Source organism: Caulobacter vibrioides OR37, from assembly GCF_000372645.1.
GTDB lineage: Bacteria > Pseudomonadota > Alphaproteobacteria > Caulobacterales > Caulobacteraceae > Caulobacter > Caulobacter vibrioides_E.
In genome coordinates, this window is the sequence record NZ_APMP01000007.1 from 31,199 (window position 1) to 44,615 (window position 13,417).

At 69.2% G+C, this 13,417-nt stretch carries 20 protein-coding genes; 14 read left to right on the forward strand and 6 right to left on the reverse strand.

The window, feature by feature from the left end; all coding sequences use genetic code 11:
* Positions 1-28 precede the first annotated feature (28 nt).
* Together OR37_RS07975 and OR37_RS07980 are read left to right on the forward strand one after the other, a co-directional pair.
* Complete coding sequence (locus OR37_RS07975) at positions 29-214, forward strand: YnbE family lipoprotein (protein ID WP_004617981.1); 186 nt, start codon at positions 29-31, stop codon at positions 212-214.
* A gap of 14 nt (positions 215-228) precedes the next feature.
* Entirely contained in the window at positions 229-585 is a 357-nt protein-coding gene (locus OR37_RS07980; RefSeq protein WP_004617983.1) for a YdbL family protein, read from the forward strand.
* Between the two features lie 96 nt (positions 586-681).
* Here OR37_RS07980 and OR37_RS07985 read toward each other — a convergent pair whose 3' ends face one another.
* On the reverse strand, positions 682-2,520 hold the full coding sequence (locus OR37_RS07985; RefSeq protein WP_004617985.1) for an HWE histidine kinase domain-containing protein: 1,839 nt from the start codon (positions 2,518-2,520) through the stop codon (positions 682-684).
* 186 nt (positions 2,521-2,706) lie between these two features.
* On the opposite strand from OR37_RS07985, the gene OR37_RS07990 reads away from it, so the two are divergent.
* From OR37_RS07990 to OR37_RS20975, 4 genes are all read left to right on the forward strand, one after another.
* Complete coding sequence (locus OR37_RS07990; protein ID WP_004617987.1) at positions 2,707-3,057, forward strand: hypothetical protein; 351 nt, start codon at positions 2,707-2,709, stop codon at positions 3,055-3,057.
* Positions 3,054-3,452 carry a hypothetical protein gene (locus OR37_RS07995; RefSeq protein ID WP_004617990.1) on the forward strand — a complete coding sequence of 133 codons (399 nt, stop codon included), beginning with the start codon at positions 3,054-3,056 and terminating at the stop codon, positions 3,450-3,452. The genes OR37_RS07990 and OR37_RS07995 overlap by 4 nt, the downstream gene beginning before the upstream one ends.
* Before the next feature lie 202 nt (positions 3,453-3,654).
* Complete coding sequence (locus OR37_RS08000) at positions 3,655-4,275, forward strand: superoxide dismutase (protein ID WP_004617992.1); 621 nt, start codon at positions 3,655-3,657, stop codon at positions 4,273-4,275.
* A gap of 113 nt (positions 4,276-4,388) precedes the next feature.
* Entirely contained in the window at positions 4,389-4,562 is a 174-nt protein-coding gene (locus OR37_RS20975; RefSeq protein WP_004617994.1) for a DUF1328 domain-containing protein, read from the forward strand.
* A gap of 65 nt (positions 4,563-4,627) precedes the next feature.
* Here the strand turns inward: OR37_RS20975 and OR37_RS08010 are convergent, their stop codons facing one another.
* Positions 4,628-5,413 carry a metallophosphoesterase family protein gene (locus tag OR37_RS08010; RefSeq protein ID WP_004617995.1) on the reverse strand — a complete coding sequence of 262 codons (786 nt, stop codon included), beginning with the start codon at positions 5,411-5,413 and terminating at the stop codon, positions 4,628-4,630.
* The gene (locus tag OR37_RS08015; RefSeq protein ID WP_004617997.1) at positions 5,410-6,276 is read right to left on the reverse strand and encodes a diacylglycerol/lipid kinase family protein; all 867 of its coding nucleotides are present in this window, start codon (positions 6,274-6,276) and stop codon (positions 5,410-5,412) included. The genes OR37_RS08010 and OR37_RS08015 overlap by 4 nt, the downstream gene beginning before the upstream one ends.
* A gap of 148 nt (positions 6,277-6,424) precedes the next feature.
* Between OR37_RS08015 and OR37_RS08020 the strand changes: the two genes are divergently transcribed.
* The 4 genes from OR37_RS08020 to OR37_RS08035 all read left to right on the forward strand — a co-directional run bounded on the left by OR37_RS08020 (position 6,425) and on the right by OR37_RS08035 (position 8,081).
* Positions 6,425-6,769 carry a glycine zipper domain-containing protein gene (locus OR37_RS08020; protein WP_004617999.1) on the forward strand — a complete coding sequence of 115 codons (345 nt, stop codon included), beginning with the start codon at positions 6,425-6,427 and terminating at the stop codon, positions 6,767-6,769.
* Between the two features lie 108 nt (positions 6,770-6,877).
* Positions 6,878-7,336: an OmpA family protein gene (locus tag OR37_RS08025; protein ID WP_004618001.1), complete on the forward strand. Its 459-nt coding sequence runs from the start codon at positions 6,878-6,880 to the stop codon at positions 7,334-7,336.
* 362 nt (positions 7,337-7,698) lie between these two features.
* Entirely contained in the window at positions 7,699-7,824 is a 126-nt protein-coding gene (locus OR37_RS22320) for a hypothetical protein (protein WP_268743946.1), read from the forward strand.
* Between the two features lie 2 nt (positions 7,825-7,826).
* Positions 7,827-8,081 carry a hypothetical protein gene (locus OR37_RS08035; RefSeq protein WP_004618003.1) on the forward strand — a complete coding sequence of 85 codons (255 nt, stop codon included), beginning with the start codon at positions 7,827-7,829 and terminating at the stop codon, positions 8,079-8,081.
* 74 nt (positions 8,082-8,155) lie between these two features.
* Here OR37_RS08035 and phyR read toward each other — a convergent pair whose 3' ends face one another.
* The gene (phyR, locus tag OR37_RS08040) at positions 8,156-8,968 is read right to left on the reverse strand and encodes an anti-anti sigma factor/receiver protein PhyR (protein WP_004618005.1); all 813 of its coding nucleotides are present in this window, start codon (positions 8,966-8,968) and stop codon (positions 8,156-8,158) included.
* Between the two features lie 234 nt (positions 8,969-9,202).
* Here phyR and nepR point away from each other — a divergent pair, with 234 nt between their 5' ends.
* The 4 genes from nepR (at position 9,203) to OR37_RS08060 (ending at position 11,911) form a co-directional block, all read left to right on the forward strand.
* The gene (gene nepR, locus OR37_RS08045) at positions 9,203-9,388 is read left to right on the forward strand and encodes an anti-sigma T factor NepR (RefSeq protein WP_081612907.1); all 186 of its coding nucleotides are present in this window, start codon (positions 9,203-9,205) and stop codon (positions 9,386-9,388) included.
* 2 nt (positions 9,389-9,390) lie between these two features.
* Positions 9,391-9,996: a sigma-70 family RNA polymerase sigma factor gene (locus OR37_RS08050; protein ID WP_004618009.1), complete on the forward strand. Its 606-nt coding sequence runs from the start codon at positions 9,391-9,393 to the stop codon at positions 9,994-9,996.
* Entirely contained in the window at positions 9,993-11,687 is a 1,695-nt protein-coding gene (gene phyK, locus OR37_RS08055) for a sensor histidine kinase PhyK (protein WP_004618011.1), read from the forward strand. The genes OR37_RS08050 and phyK overlap by 4 nt, the downstream gene beginning before the upstream one ends.
* Positions 11,688-11,767: 80 nt before the next feature.
* A complete protein-coding gene (locus tag OR37_RS08060) occupies positions 11,768-11,911 on the forward strand; it encodes an entericidin A/B family lipoprotein (protein WP_004618013.1) in 144 nt (47 codons plus the stop codon).
* A 246-nt stretch (positions 11,912-12,157) separates the two neighbouring features.
* Here the strand turns inward: OR37_RS08060 and OR37_RS08065 are convergent, their stop codons facing one another.
* Both OR37_RS08065 and OR37_RS08070 read right to left on the reverse strand, forming a co-directional pair.
* Positions 12,158-12,991 (reverse strand): CheR family methyltransferase, encoded by an 834-nt coding sequence (locus OR37_RS08065; RefSeq protein ID WP_035017096.1) that lies wholly within the window; start codon positions 12,989-12,991, stop codon positions 12,158-12,160.
* Entirely contained in the window at positions 12,988-13,365 is a 378-nt protein-coding gene (locus OR37_RS08070) for a response regulator (RefSeq protein ID WP_165570584.1), read from the reverse strand. Before OR37_RS08070 ends, OR37_RS08065 begins: the two co-directional genes overlap by 4 nt.
* Between the last annotated feature and the right edge of the window lie 52 nt (positions 13,366-13,417).

The window sequence follows — 13,417 nt, forward strand, 5'->3', positions numbered from 1 at the left end:
AATCTGAACTCGCAATGGAGACCAACGCATGAGACAGCGCGCCCTCTTGATGGCCATTCTCGCGACGGGAGCGCTCGGCGCGGCCGCCTGCACGCCCACCGTCCGCGTGAAGGTCGACCCGATCAACATCTACGCCAAGCTGGACGCCGACGTGCGCGTGCGGCTGGACAAGGAAGTCCAGTCGCTGATCCAGCAGAACCCGAACCTGTTCTAGGAAGGAGGACCGACATGATCCGCAAGACGATGACGGTTCTGGCGCTGGGCCTGGCGATGACCGCCGCCGGCGCCAATCTGGCCCTGGCCCAGTCCGCCGCCGCCAAGGCCGCCGTGGACGCCGCCAAGGCGGCCGGAACCGTGGGCGAGCAGGCCGACGGCTATCTGGGCATCGTGGCCGGCGGCGACGCTGGACTGCGCGCCTCCGTGGCCGAGATCAACACCGGCCGCGCGGCCGCCTATCGGGACATCGCCGCGAAGACTGGCGTGACCCCCGAAGCCGCCGGCCAGGCCACCGCCAAGCAGCTCTACAGCCGCCTGGCGCCCGGCCAGTACTGGAAGCCGCTGGATGGCGGCTGGGTGAAGAAGTAAGCGCGCCTGCCCCTGGCCTCCTCCTCCCAAGCGGAACGGAGGGGGCCAGACGGCATCCAGCGCTGACCGCTCGCGAGCGCCTCCCGGACCGCCCTCTCAGGCCCTTCCGGTCACCCCGGCGACGGCGCGGGCGATCTGGTGGACGTTGTAGGGTTTGCGCACGATCGGGGCGTCGAAGCCCATCGGGGCGGCCTTGTCGGCGTATCCGGTCGCGAAGACGAAGGGCCGACCAAGACCGCGCAGGATCTCGGCGACCGGAGCCACGGACTGGCCGTTGAGATCAGCGTCCAGCACGGCGACGTCGAAATCCCGATCGACCATCGACAGCGCTTCGCCCAGCTCGGCCGCGCAGCCCACCACCTCGACGCCCGCGTCCTCGAGGCCGGCCTCGAGTTCAAGGGCCAGCAACAGGGAATCCTCGACGATCAGCACCTTCAGGCCGACGATCGCGCCAGGACGGATCGTCTCGTCGGCGGCGACCACGGTCTCGACGATGCGTTCTGGCGCGGCGCTGACCGGCTCCTCGGGCGGGCCGTCGGCCAGGGCGCTGGCCGCGCCCTGGATCATGGCCGTGACGCCCGCCGACCGGTAGGTGATCCGCGCCGAACCGCCCAGTTCGCGCCCGACCACATCCTCGATCAGGGTGGCGCCGAAGCCCTTGGTCGTCGGCGCCGTGGCCGGCGGGCCGCCGGTCTCCAGCCACTCCAGGGCGAACCCGCCCTCGGAGGTGCGCCGCCAAACCACCTCGACCTTGCCGTTCTCGGTCGAAAGCGAGCCATAGCGGACGGCGTTGACCGCCAGTTCGTGCAGGGCCAGGGACAGGGCGGCGGCGGCGCGGGGCGTCAGGAACAGTTCGGGTCCGTCCCAGCGGGTCTGGGTGGGCGCCAGGCCGCCCAACTCGGCCGCCGCGATCCGGGCGAGGGTCGCGCCCCGCCAGCGGGCGGCGCTGAGCAGATCGTGGGCCGAACTCATCGACTTCAGCCGGGCGGCGAAGGTCTTCAGGAACACGTCCAGCGAGGCCGACTTGCGCGCCGACTGGGCCGCCACCGACTGGACGACGGTCAGCAGGTTCTTAATTCGGTGATCCAGCTCGGCGACCAGGCTTTCGCGCTGCGCCTCCTGGCCCTTGCGCTCGGTGATGTCCTGGACGATCCCGATCAGATACGTCGGCTCGCCTTGGGCGTCGCGGAGCAGGACCCCCGAATCGCGGTTCCAGATTTCCTCGCCGTTATCCAGTGGACGGCGATATTCCACGTCGTAGCGGTCGGCCTCCCGCAGTTGGGCGGTCACCGATTCGCGCACCCGCTCCCGATCGTCGGGATGCAGGTGGCGATACAGGGTCTGGCCCTTCTCGGCCGGAAGCTCGCCGGGCGCGATATTGGTGATCTTGGCCAGCCGGGGGCTGACCCGGACGACATCGCGCCGGAAGTCCCACTCGAACTCGCCCAGGCTAGCGGCGGCGATCGCCAGGTTCAGACGCTCGGTCTGCAGCATTCGCGCCGTGTCGGGACGGCTCGCTCGCAGGGCCTCCGCCGCCATATGCGCCAGATCCTCCAGGGCCTGGCGATCCTCCTCGCTGGCTGGACCATGCAAGCCGGGCCCCTCGACCACCATCGCGCCTAGCACACGGCCTTGGTCGTCGCGGATCGGCGACGCAAGATCCGCGGGCGCCCCCGTGACCACCACACGGTCGGCCAAGTCTCCCCGCCGGGGCGCCTCGGGGCTAGCGTAGCCGATGGAGGCCACGCGCCAGACGCGGCGTTCATCGACCAGCGCGATGGCCGCCTTCGGCGCGTCGAACAGCCTCGCGGCCAAGCGGACCAGGCGCATGAAACGGGGATCGTCGACTGGACCGTCCAGCACGCCCAGGGCCCTCACGGCGCCGAGCCGGTCGGCTTCCTGACGATCGTCGCTGACGATAGGGGCGTCCTGCATGATTCCAGCTTAGACCCGCTTCGCGTTTGGCGCGAGCGACTTCGAATTCTTCCCCAATTCGGCCGATTCGTCAGTGGTGAAGCTCGCCGTCCTTGAGTATCGTGGAACCGCGACGCTAAGCTCGGCGTTGACGGGGCGCCTCGTGAAAGCGTCCCCGGTCGGTCGCGTCGCGAACAGGAGATCATCATGCCCGCCAATTCGCTGAATGCCGCCGCCAACGAAGCCGACAAGGCCAAGGACGCCGCCCAGGACGCGGTCGATCACGCCGAACGCAGCTTCGCCGAAGCCGCGAACGCGGCGCGCGTGTCGCTGACCGAGGCCGCCAAGCGCGTCGAGAAGTCGGTGGCGGAAGGCTTCGAAACCCTGCGCGCCCAAAGCCGCACCTATACCGACACCGCCGGTCAGCAGCTGGAAGACGCCCAGCGCTACGTTTCCGAGCGCGTGCGCGAGCGTCCGATCACCGCCACCCTGGCCGGTCTGGGCGTGGGCGTGCTGATCGGTCTTCTGATCGCCGGCGGCCGCAGCAACAACCGGTGATTTTCGAAAAGACTCTCATGACGCTGGCGGCGGCCGCGGCCATCGCCGCCGCCGCCGCGGTCGGCGTCGTTTCCGCCGCCTTCGCGGTCTATGCCGTGCTGGTCCCCCTGGTCACGCCGGCGGGCGCGGCGGCCATCGTCGCCGCCATCGCCGCGCTGATCGTGGCGATCGCCGGCATGGTCGCCGCCCGCAAGGTCGAGGGCCATCGCCACCAACAGCAGGCGCCGCCGCAAGCTGGCTTCGACATGACCGGCCGCATCGTGGAAATCGTCCGCGATCGCCCGCTGATGTCGATCGGTCTGGGTCTGGCCGCCGGGGTCTTCGCCCTGAAGAACCCGACTCTCACCGCCACCCTGGCCAAGGCCTTCCTGGACCCCAAGCCGCCGCAACGCTGAGGTCCGCCAACCACCCGAACGCCGCCGACATTCGGCGGCGTTCGCTCGTCGAAGCCCCGGAAACCCCAGATTTCCTAGGGTATTTATCGCTAAAAGTTGAGCGCGACGGGCGTCGGAACGACTTACGCTTTTCACCGGCGCCCTCTAGATGCCTTTCCGCGCGTCCCGTCTTCCGTGGGGGACGCCTTCCCATGGAGCGAACATGACGTACAAGCTGCCCGACCTGCCCTACGCCTATGACGCGCTGGAGCCGACGATCTCCGCCAACACCCTGCGCTTCCACCACGACAAGCACCACGCCGCCTATGTCACGGCCCTGAACGGCCTGCTCAACGGCGACGACAAGGGTTCGCTGGAAGCGGTGATCAAGGACGCGGGTCCGGGCAAGGTATTCAACAACGCCGCCCAGGCCTGGAACCACGCCTTCTTCTGGGACGGCCTGTCGCCGACCAAGACCGCGCCGGGCGCCGAGCTGGCCGCCGCGATCGAGCAGACCTTCGGCGGCCTGGACGGCCTGAAGGAAAAGTTCGTCGCCGAGGGTATCGGTCACTTCGGCTCGGGCTGGGTGTGGCTGGTCTCGGACGCCTCGGGCGCCCTGAAGATCATCTCGACCCACGACGCCGACAGCCCCGTCACCCACGGCGTGACCGCCCTGGCGGTCGCCGACGTCTGGGAGCACGCCTACTATCTGGACTACCAGAACCTGCGGAAGGGCTTCCTGGAAGCCGTGTTCGACAACCTGATCAACTGGACCCTCGCGGACAGCCAGTACGCCGCCGCCAAGTCGGGCGCGCAAGGCTGGGCCTATCCGGCCCCGGAATAGGCGGCTGGGCTTCTCCGGAACGCACCGGAATCGGGCGCGTTGATCTGAAGCGAGGCCGCCGGGCCCCGTTCCAGACAACCGCCCGAGGATCCGGGCCAAGACCGGAGACGCCGATGCTGAATTGGGCCGTAACCTTCCTGGTGATCGCGTTGATCGCCGCCGTGCTGGGCTTCACCGGCATCGCCGGCGCGGCGATCGGGATCGCCAAGATCCTGTTCTACGTCTTCCTGATCCTGTTCCTGGTGTCGCTGGTCAGCCACCTGGTGCGGGGACGCGGAGCCTCGTAGCGGATCAATACCAACGGACGCCATCGCGCGGCGCGCCTCCAAACGGGGGCGCGCCGTTTTCGCGTTCAGCGCCGATCGCACGCCCAGGTGCGCCAGACTTCAAAACGGCCGCGCTCGTAGGCCAGCGCCGTCACGCGCACGCAGCCGGGCTCGATGTCGATCAGGTTGAAGCCCGGCGCCGCGCCGCGCTCACGCAGCGACAGCGTTCCAGAGCCGACGGCCTGGGTCTTGCCATCGCCAAACGGGATGGCGGTGACGAACGGCAGGTGGATATGGCCCGACAGGATCAGGTCCGCGCCGGCCTCGACGAAGCGGTTGGCCGCGTCGACGCCGCCCCGGACCCGGGCCGTCATCGGACCGCCCAGGATCTCCATCAGCGGATGGTGACAGACCACCACGCGCAGGTCGCCGACCGGCGCGGCGCGCAGGGCCTCGGTCACGCGGCGGATTTGGCCGCGCGACACCGCGCCCTTCGACCAGTTCCAGCGGGCCTGGGCCGCGCGGGCGGTGTTCAGCGACGCGAGGGTTATTCCGGGCGCGCGCCAAACCGCGCCATCCGGCTCGCCGAAGCGGTCCGAAAACCGGCGCCAGGGCCGAGTGAAGCGTTCCAGAAGCTCGCCCGGCCCGACAAAGGGCGTGTCGTGATTTCCCGGGACCACCAGCCTGGGCCGGGGCAGGCGCGCCAGCCAAGCGGCGGCGGCGTCGAATTCGGCGGTCTTGCCGTCCAGCGTCAGGTCCCCCGCCACGATGACAAGATCCGGCGCCGCCCCGGCGATGCGGTCGATGGCGGCCTCGACCGCCTCGCGGTTCTCGCCGCCGAAATGGATATCCGAGACCTGGACCAGCCTCATCCGGCCGCCTCGATCGCCGGCGGGACCAGGGCGCGGAAGGCCTTGGGACGGAAGCGGATCTGCGCCTCCGAACCCAGGCGGACCGGCTCGCCGTCCAGGATCGCCGGGATGCGGCCACGGGCCCAGACACGGCCCGCTCGGCACAGCCCCATGCTGACCGAAGGGTCCTGGCGCCACTGACCGCGCGCGGCCGCCAGCCCCAGCCGGAAGACATCCAACGCGCTGGACGGGTCCAGAGCGGCGGCCTCGAGCGCGCGGGCGTCGGAATCCAACGCGGTGGAAACCAGCGGGCACATCAGGGTCAGGGCTTCCGCCCGGTCCTTGGGTCGACTGTCCAGGCAAAAGCGCAAACGGCTGGAAAAGGCGCGCCGGAAGGCGCGGCGCGCCCGGGCCAGCGCCAGGTCAAGACGTCCCCGCCGCGCGGCCTCGCGCGCGTCGGCCCATAGGGCCGGGCTGCCCAGGATGGCGGCGACGAAGAACAGCCGTCCGTCGATCTCGCCGCCCGAAACGAATTGGGCCTCGCCACGCTCCAGGCAGGCGGCCATGGCCTCCGGCCACGACCCTTGGCCATAGAGGGCATGGGGCAGCATGTTCATGGTGCCGCCGGGCAAGGGCGCGATCAGCGGACCCTCGGGGCCGGCCAGCTCGGCCGCCGCGCGCGCCGTGCCGTCGCCGGCCAGCACCAGCACCGCGTCGGGAGCGGCGTCGATCACCCGCTTCAGACACGCGACCAGGTCCTCGGGGTCCGGCGCGTGGACCACGCCCGAAACCCCATGTTCGGCCAGCAACCGTTCGGCGAGCTCCGGGGCGTCGGGCCCCACCGAGCCCGAGGCGATATTGGCGACGACCTCGATCCGGCGCACGCGGGCTCCCTCCGATAGAAATTCGGCAAGGCAACGGCTCGCCGCGCCCCATGGTTCCGCTTGTTGGCGCCCCGACGGTCGCCTTCGAAACGGAACCACGGTGTCATGCGTTTGCGCTAGCAGGGACAAGCTCGAACGGAGAGCCAAGATGAAGACGACCATGATCGCCCTGATGGGCGTGGGTGTGCTCGCGTCGGCGTGCACCTCGACCGGCAATGTGGAGCGCAACGCCGCCGGGGGCGCGGTGCTGGGCGGCCTGGCCGGCGCCGTGATCGGCAACAATGTGGGCAGCGGCAGCGCCGCCACCGGCGCGGCGATCGGCGCCGCCATCGGCGGGACGGCCGGCGCCATCAAGGGCTGCAAGGAAGACGGCGGCTGCGGCTCGAACTCGGTGAACCGTCGCCAATATTACGACGAGCGCGCGGGCCGTTATTACTATTACGACTCCCGCAGCGGTCGTTACTATTGGGAAGACGGCGCGCCCCGCTATTAAGCCGGACGGCATCGACTTCCGAAGGTCGAAGGCGATCGGCGCGCGCCGATCGCCTTTTTGGCGCTTGCTTCGAAGCAAGTGTTTGGTGCTGACAGCAGGAGGGTTGGAATGAGGGTTTCGACGACCATCGCGGCGAGCGTCGCGTTTCTGGCCTTGGGCGGCTGCGCGACCTCCCAGGGCCCCTGGCGTCACATCGCCAAGCCAGTGGCCGCCGCGCCATCGCCATGCGCGGGCTTCAAGTCGTCGATCTATTTCGACCAGGCGTCGGCCAGCCTGACGCCGGAGGCCCGCTTGGTGCTGGCCAACGCCCGCGATCAAGCGCGCGGCTGCGTCGTCCGGTCGGTGCGCGTGATCGGCCTGGCCGACGCCAAGGGTAGCGCGGACGCGAGCCTGGAATTGTCCCGGAAGCGGGCCGAGACCGTGTCCGCCGCCCTGGCCCAGAATGGGTTCGGCAAGGTCGACTTCGACCTCGACGCGGTGGGCGACGCGGGCGCGGTGACCGCGTCAGGCGCGGCGGCTCCGCTGCGTCGTCGCGCGGACATCCTGTTCGACCTGGCGCCGCGCTGAAGCTGAAACGCCACGAAGAAAGGCGGGCCGGAGACCGGTCCGCCTGAGTTCGCATCAACAAAGGGGGGGTGCGAAGGCGGCAGGCCAGCTATCGCCAGCCTCAAGTCGGGGGGGCGTCGCCGCCTTCGCATCCATAAAACGATGTCGCGCTCGGCGGGTTCCCGCCCGGCGCGAGTTTTTTTCGCGGCGCGCTCAGGACCCCATCGAGCGAAGCCGAAAGGGAACGGCGGACTTCGCAAGACGTTGATTTCCCAGGCGGACGAACGGTCCGCCGGGTTGGGAGCAGCGTCGTGATCCGGACATATCAAGCCGAGCATGGCGGATTGGTTTTCATTTCGACGCTCACGCAGCGTCAGCGAAGGATGCGCGCTCGCGTCACGGCCCTGGCCGTGATCACGGCGGTGGCCGCTTCCGCCGGCATGGTGCGGGCGTTCCACGACCACGCGATGAGTCAGCGCGCGACCGCCTTCGCTGTTGGAGGTAACTGAAGATGCCCGCCGATATCCACCCCTCCGCCCATGGCCCGCGCTTGAACGCCACGCGCGCCCGTCAGGCCCGCTGGGGCCGCCACGCCTTCTGGGTGCTGGTGATCTCGACGATCCTGGCGGCCCTGGCCCTGTTCGGCGCCTGGAGCTTCCGCGCCCAGGACCTGGCCGCGGTCGAGGTCAATAACGGCGTCAAGACGCCGGCCGAGGCTCAGCGCTATGACACGCCTCAGCGGCCCGCCAAGCAGACGCCGCAATAAATATCATCGATACCCAACGAAAAACGGCCTCCCTCTCGGAAGGCCGTTCTTCGGGATCTCTCTATTGCTCAGCCTTAAGCGGCCTTGCGGGTCCGGCGCGGGTGGAAGAACAGCGCCTGGCCGATCGCGGCCTTCACGGTTTCCGGCTGGAACGGCTTGGTGATCAGGAAGGTTGGTTCCGGACGCTCGCCGGTCAGGAGGCGCTCGGGGAAGGCGGTGATGAAGATCACCGGCACGTCCATCCGGCCCAGGATATCCTTGACCGCGTCGATGCCCGACGAGCCGTCGGCCAGCTGGATGTCGGCGAGGACCAGGCCCGGGGTTCGGCGCGCGACCGCGTCGACGGCCTCGCCTCGCGTGGCGGCGATGTCGGTGACGTCATGACCCAGTTCGCGGACGAGAGCCTCGATGTCGGCGGCGATGACCGGCTCGTCCTCGATGATCAGCACGTCGGTGGCCAGCTCGGCGTCGATCTCGGCCTGGGCGTCGGCGATCAGGCGTTCGACCTCGCCGAAGTCGCAGTCCAGGATCTGGGCCGCTTCGGTCGGCGTGAAGCCCTCGAGCGCGGTCAGCAGGAAGGCCTGGCGCGAGCGCGGCGCGATGCGCAGCAGGCGCTGGGCGGCGTCATCGCCCGCGCTGGACCCGGTGGAGACGCCATCGTCGCGACGGGCCTCCAGCTGCGCGCCGGAGCTGAGCCAGATGGCGTGAAACACCCGGTACAGCGCCACGCGCGGCGACAGGTCATCGTCGAGCGACCGGTCGCCCGCCGCCAAGGCTTCGAGGGCCACGCGGACATAGTGATCGCCGGTGCTTTGGTCGCCGGTCAGGGCGCGGGCGTAGCGACGAATATAGGGCAGATGCGGCGCCAGCCGAGCAAGAAGACTCATGACCCCTCCCGATGCGGTGTCTTCGAAAACAAGCCTAACGAACGGCAAAGCTGCGCCGTTCCGTCGAAGCGAGATAACGTTCCCTTTCACGACAGGTTCCGCTGTTCGCGGATTTTTGACATCCTATGCCCAAGCTTTGGGAACCCTGCACGGAAAACCACGTTGTCGTCTGGCGGAAAGACATTCGGCCAAAGGGGGCGGACGCCGATGCACAGGCCATACGGCGTCGAGGACATGATCGAACACGTACCCATGGAAGACAAACGCAAGAGCGCCGCGGCGCTGGACGAAGCCCGTCTGCGCCAGCAGGCGATCGGGGTGAAGTTGCGCCAGATGTTCGACGAGGTCGTCAACGAGCCGGTGCCCGACGAATTTCTGGACATCCTCCGCAAGGCCGAGCCTCCGGCGGGGGGACGTTGAGCATGAACGAAGGCAAACCCGGCCGTTCCGCGCCGGACGCGACCCGCGACGCCGCCTTCAAGCGGGAGCTGGTCACGCTGATCCCGCATCTCCGCGCTTTCGCCCGCACCTTGACCGGCGATCCGACCGCCGCCGACGACCTCGCCCAGGACGCGATGATGAAGGCGTGGGACGCCCGCGCCTCGTTCCAGATGGGCACCAACATGAAGGCCTGGACCTTCATGATCCTGCGTAACCAGTTCTATTCCGAAAAGCGCCGCAGCTGGCGGCAAAGCCAGCTGGACCAGGAAGCCGCCGAGCGGACCCTGGTGGCGGTCGACGACCCCGAGGCGCCGGTGGCGCTGGACGAGCTGCGCCTGGGTCTGGCCATGCTGCCCGCCGAACAGCGCGAAGCCTTGATCCTGGTCGGCGCGGGCGGCTTCGCCTACGAGGAAGCGGCCGACATCTGCGGCTGCGCGGTCGGTACGGTGAAGAGCCGGGTCAGCCGCGCCCGTCGCGCCTTGCAGGCCATCCTCGAAGCGGGGACCTATGATCGGGACGGCGGCGCGGCCGGCGACGCCATGCGCGCGATCCTGGCCGACGCGGAGCGACTGAGCTCCCTGCGGTGAACGCCCTGGCCGGCCGCGCCACGCGCGCCATCACGTCCATTCGCGTTCGCCTGGCCGTCGCCCTGAGCGTGGCCCTGCTGCCCGTGCTGGTGCTCGGCGTCATGCAATCGATCTTCGCCTTTCGGGCCGAAGCCGATTCCCGACGTCAGAGCCTGGAACTGGCCGCGGGCCGCAGCGCGGCGATCGCCCGCGCGCGCATCGAGGCCGCCGGCGTGCTGCTGCAGACCCTGGGCCCGGGCTCGGTGGGCCTGGAGTGCGCCCAGCGCCTGGCCGACGTGCGCGCCCGACTGCCCGGCTACGCCAACCTGATCCGCTTCGACGCCCATGGGCGCGTGGCCTGCGCGGCCGCCACCACGCCGCTGGACGTGCAGCGCGGCGCTCGTCCCTGGTTCCAGGCCCTGCGCGGCGGCCAGGCGATGGTCGTGGCCAGCGCGCCAGGCGCGGCCTATGCCAACGAACCGGCCGTGTTGGCCGCTATCCGCGCCGGCCCCCCGGACCAGTTCGAGGGCGCGATGGCCGCGGTGCTCACCCTGCAAGGCCTCAAGCTGGAAACCGCCAACCGCTTCCTGCCGCAGGGGGCCGAGGTCGCCCTGGTCGATTCGCACGACCAAATCTTCGCCGCCACCCAGCCCCAAGCCTTCGGCGCGCCGCCGCGCGGCTGGCGCGACGTCGCGGTCAAGCGAGGCGCGGCGATCTGGAACGGTCCCGACGCCCAGGGCCGCCCCCGCAGCTATTCGGTCGCGCCGCTGGTCAACAACGACGTCTTCGTCCTGCTGTCGGCGCCAGCGCCGGGCCTGCTCTCCTGGGCTTGGATCAATCCGATATCACGCCTGCTGCTGCCGCTGCTGGCGTTCGTGCTGGGCCTGGCCGCCGTCTGGTACGCGGCCGAGCGCGGGGTGATCCGCTGGATTGTCTATCTGCAGCGCGTGGCGGCCATCTATGCCCGGGGCCGCTTCACCGTGCGTCCGCTGCAGGCCGAACGCGCTCCGCCCGAGATCCGCGAGCTGGCCGCCACCCTGGACGCCATGGCCGGCGCCATCGTCGCCCGCGACGCCTCGCTGATGGACAGCCTGGCCGAGAAGGACGCGCTGATGCGCGAGATCCATCACCGGGTGAAGAACAATCTCCAGATCATCACCTCGCTGCTGAACATGCAGCAGCGGGCTCTGGCCGATCCGGCCGCCAAGGCGGCGATGAACGACACCCGTCAGCGGATCACCGCCCTGGCCCAGATCTACCGCGCCCTCTACCAAGGCCCGGATCTGAAGCGGGTGGACCTGCGGCCGTTCCTCGAGGAGCTGACCGCTCAGCTGCTGGCCAACGACATGACGTCGACCGCCCTGGTCCGCACCGAGGTGCACGCCGACCCGCTGGTCATCGACCCCGACCGCCTGGCGCCGATCGCCCTCTTCGCGGTCGAAGCGATCACCAACGCCCAAAAACACGCGTTCGGCCCCCAGGGCGGCACGCTGGAGGTCGGCTTCCACGTGCGCGGAGAAGAGGCCGAACTGTCGATCGGCGACGACGGCCCCGGCGCGGCCGAAAGTCTGGGCGGCGGCGTGGGCCGCACGCTGATGACCGCTTTCGCCCGCCAGCTGCGCGGCAAGGTGACGTTCGAGACCCGCGACCCACGCGGTCTGACCGTCCGTCTCGTCTTCCCCACGCCCCAGGTCATGGCGCCCGGAACCTAGCTTCGCCGGTGACGTTCTCTCCGGGCACGCTATCGCCGCCCCAACCCGTTTCCTTCCCGGGGCGAACAACGGAGAAGACCATGCGCAAACTCGTGATCCTCGCCGCCCTCGCCGCCAGCCTGTCGGTGGCCGCCTGCAACACCGTTGAGGGCGCGGGCAAGGATGTGTCGTCGGCCGGCCGCGCCGTCACCGACACGGCCAAGGACGTCAAGAACAATAACTAGAGCGCGTTAGGTTTAAGTGTGAGCGGTTAAACCGCTCGAACGCGCTTTAAATATTTGACTCTAGAGCCTGTTTGTCCGCTTCAAGCGATTCCATTTGAAGCGGACAGGCCCTAGGGCGCTTCGATCCTCCGGGATCGGAAAGGGCTTTAGGCCTTAAGCGAAACGCCTGCCGGTTTCAGCCGGCGGGCGTTTTCACTAGGGAAGCGCGATATGGGAATCGCGCGACCTGCTTTTCCACGCGATGCTCTAGGCCGCGACGGCCGGGCGCACGGACGGGTCGCGCAGATAGACGCCAGCGCGGCCCGGCGCGGCGGTCAGCAGATCCTCGAATTCGGAGAGGTCGTCCTCGGCGTCCACCACCAATACGCCGTCGGGCGGCAGCAGAGCGGTGAGCGATTCGACCACCTTGCTCCGCATGGACGCGTCCATGCCGCGCAGCACGCCCTTCAGCAGGATGACATCGAACCGGCCCATGGCCGACAGGTCGGCCAGCAGATTTATCCGCTTCCAGCGCACCATCTGCCGGATGCGCGGCGAGATCGCCCAGGTGTCGTCCTGGTTCTCGAAATACTTGACGAGCATCCGGATCGGCAGGCCGCGCTGGACCTCGAACTGGGTGTAGATGCCGGCCTGGGCCTTCTCCAGCGCCCGTTCCGACAGGTCCGATCCGAAGAACTCGAATCGCGTCCCGGTCGCCAGGCCCTTGGCCTCGACGGCGGCCATGGCCAGCGAATAGACTTCCTGGCCGGTCGCGCAGGCGGCGCTCCAGATACGGATCGGCGTGTCGCGGCGGCGCAGGGACAAGGCCGGCAGCACCTCGTCGCGCAACTGGGCGAAGGCCTCGCGGCCCCGGAAGAAAGTAGTGTCGCCCCGGCACAGCGCCTCGACCACCGCCCAGATCAGTCGCTCCTCGCGCTTGGCGCGCAGGGCCGCGATCAGGGCGTCGATGGAATCGTAGCCTTCGCGCCGGGCCAGCGGCGCCAGACGGCTCTCAACCAGATACGCCTTCTCGGTCTCGACCCTCGCGCCGGCGCGGGCCCGGCCCAGGGCCGCCAGCAGGTCCATGTCCTCGGGGCTCACAGCAGGCCCGCCTCGGCGAACTTCGCCTGGATGATGTCGCCGTCGAACGGCTTCATGATGTATTCGTCGGCCCCGGCCTCGAGGGCGGCGCGGATATGGTCGACGCTGTTTTCGACCGTGCAGAAGACGACCTTGGGCGCGTCGCCGCCGGGCTCGCCGCGGAGCTGACGCAGGAACTCGATGCCGTTCATCACCGGCATGTTCCAATCCAGCAGCACGGCGTCGGGCATGGCCGCGCGACACCACGCCAAGGCCTCCATGCCATCGGCGGCCTCGGCGATCTCGAAGCCGATGTCCTCGAGGACTCGGCGGGCGACCTTTCGGATCACCCGGCTGTCGTCGACCACCAGACAGGTCTTCACGGCGCGCTCCAAATCAGGCCGCTATCCTGGAAGGCGTCTGGTTAAGGAGCGGTTTGCCGAACCC

Excerpts from the sequence above, each read along its gene's own strand:
- OR37_RS07975 (WP_004617981.1), top strand. The coding sequence starts at position 29 with ATGAGACAGCGCGCCCTCTTGATGGCCATTCTCGCGACGGGAGCGCTC.
- OR37_RS07980 (WP_004617983.1), top strand. The coding sequence starts at position 229 with ATGATCCGCAAGACGATGACGGTTCTGGCGCTGGGCCTGGCGATGACC.
- OR37_RS07985 (WP_004617985.1), bottom strand. The coding sequence starts at position 2,520 with ATGCAGGACGCCCCTATCGTCAGCGACGATCGTCAGGAAGCCGACCGG.
- OR37_RS07990 (WP_004617987.1), top strand. The coding sequence starts at position 2,707 with ATGCCCGCCAATTCGCTGAATGCCGCCGCCAACGAAGCCGACAAGGCC.
- OR37_RS08000 (WP_004617992.1), top strand. The coding sequence starts at position 3,655 with ATGACGTACAAGCTGCCCGACCTGCCCTACGCCTATGACGCGCTGGAG.
- OR37_RS20975 (WP_004617994.1), top strand. The coding sequence starts at position 4,389 with ATGCTGAATTGGGCCGTAACCTTCCTGGTGATCGCGTTGATCGCCGCC.
- OR37_RS08010 (WP_004617995.1), bottom strand. The coding sequence starts at position 5,413 with ATGAGGCTGGTCCAGGTCTCGGATATCCATTTCGGCGGCGAGAACCGC.
- OR37_RS08020 (WP_004617999.1), top strand. The coding sequence starts at position 6,425 with ATGAAGACGACCATGATCGCCCTGATGGGCGTGGGTGTGCTCGCGTCG.
- OR37_RS08025 (WP_004618001.1), top strand. The coding sequence starts at position 6,878 with ATGAGGGTTTCGACGACCATCGCGGCGAGCGTCGCGTTTCTGGCCTTG.
- OR37_RS22320 (WP_268743946.1), top strand. The coding sequence starts at position 7,699 with ATGCGCGCTCGCGTCACGGCCCTGGCCGTGATCACGGCGGTGGCCGCT.
- OR37_RS08035 (WP_004618003.1), top strand. The coding sequence starts at position 7,827 with ATGCCCGCCGATATCCACCCCTCCGCCCATGGCCCGCGCTTGAACGCC.
- phyR (WP_004618005.1), bottom strand. The coding sequence starts at position 8,968 with ATGAGTCTTCTTGCTCGGCTGGCGCCGCATCTGCCCTATATTCGTCGC.
- nepR (WP_081612907.1), top strand. The coding sequence starts at position 9,203 with ATGATCGAACACGTACCCATGGAAGACAAACGCAAGAGCGCCGCGGCG.
- OR37_RS08050 (WP_004618009.1), top strand. The coding sequence starts at position 9,391 with ATGAACGAAGGCAAACCCGGCCGTTCCGCGCCGGACGCGACCCGCGAC.
- OR37_RS08060 (WP_004618013.1), top strand. The coding sequence starts at position 11,768 with ATGCGCAAACTCGTGATCCTCGCCGCCCTCGCCGCCAGCCTGTCGGTG.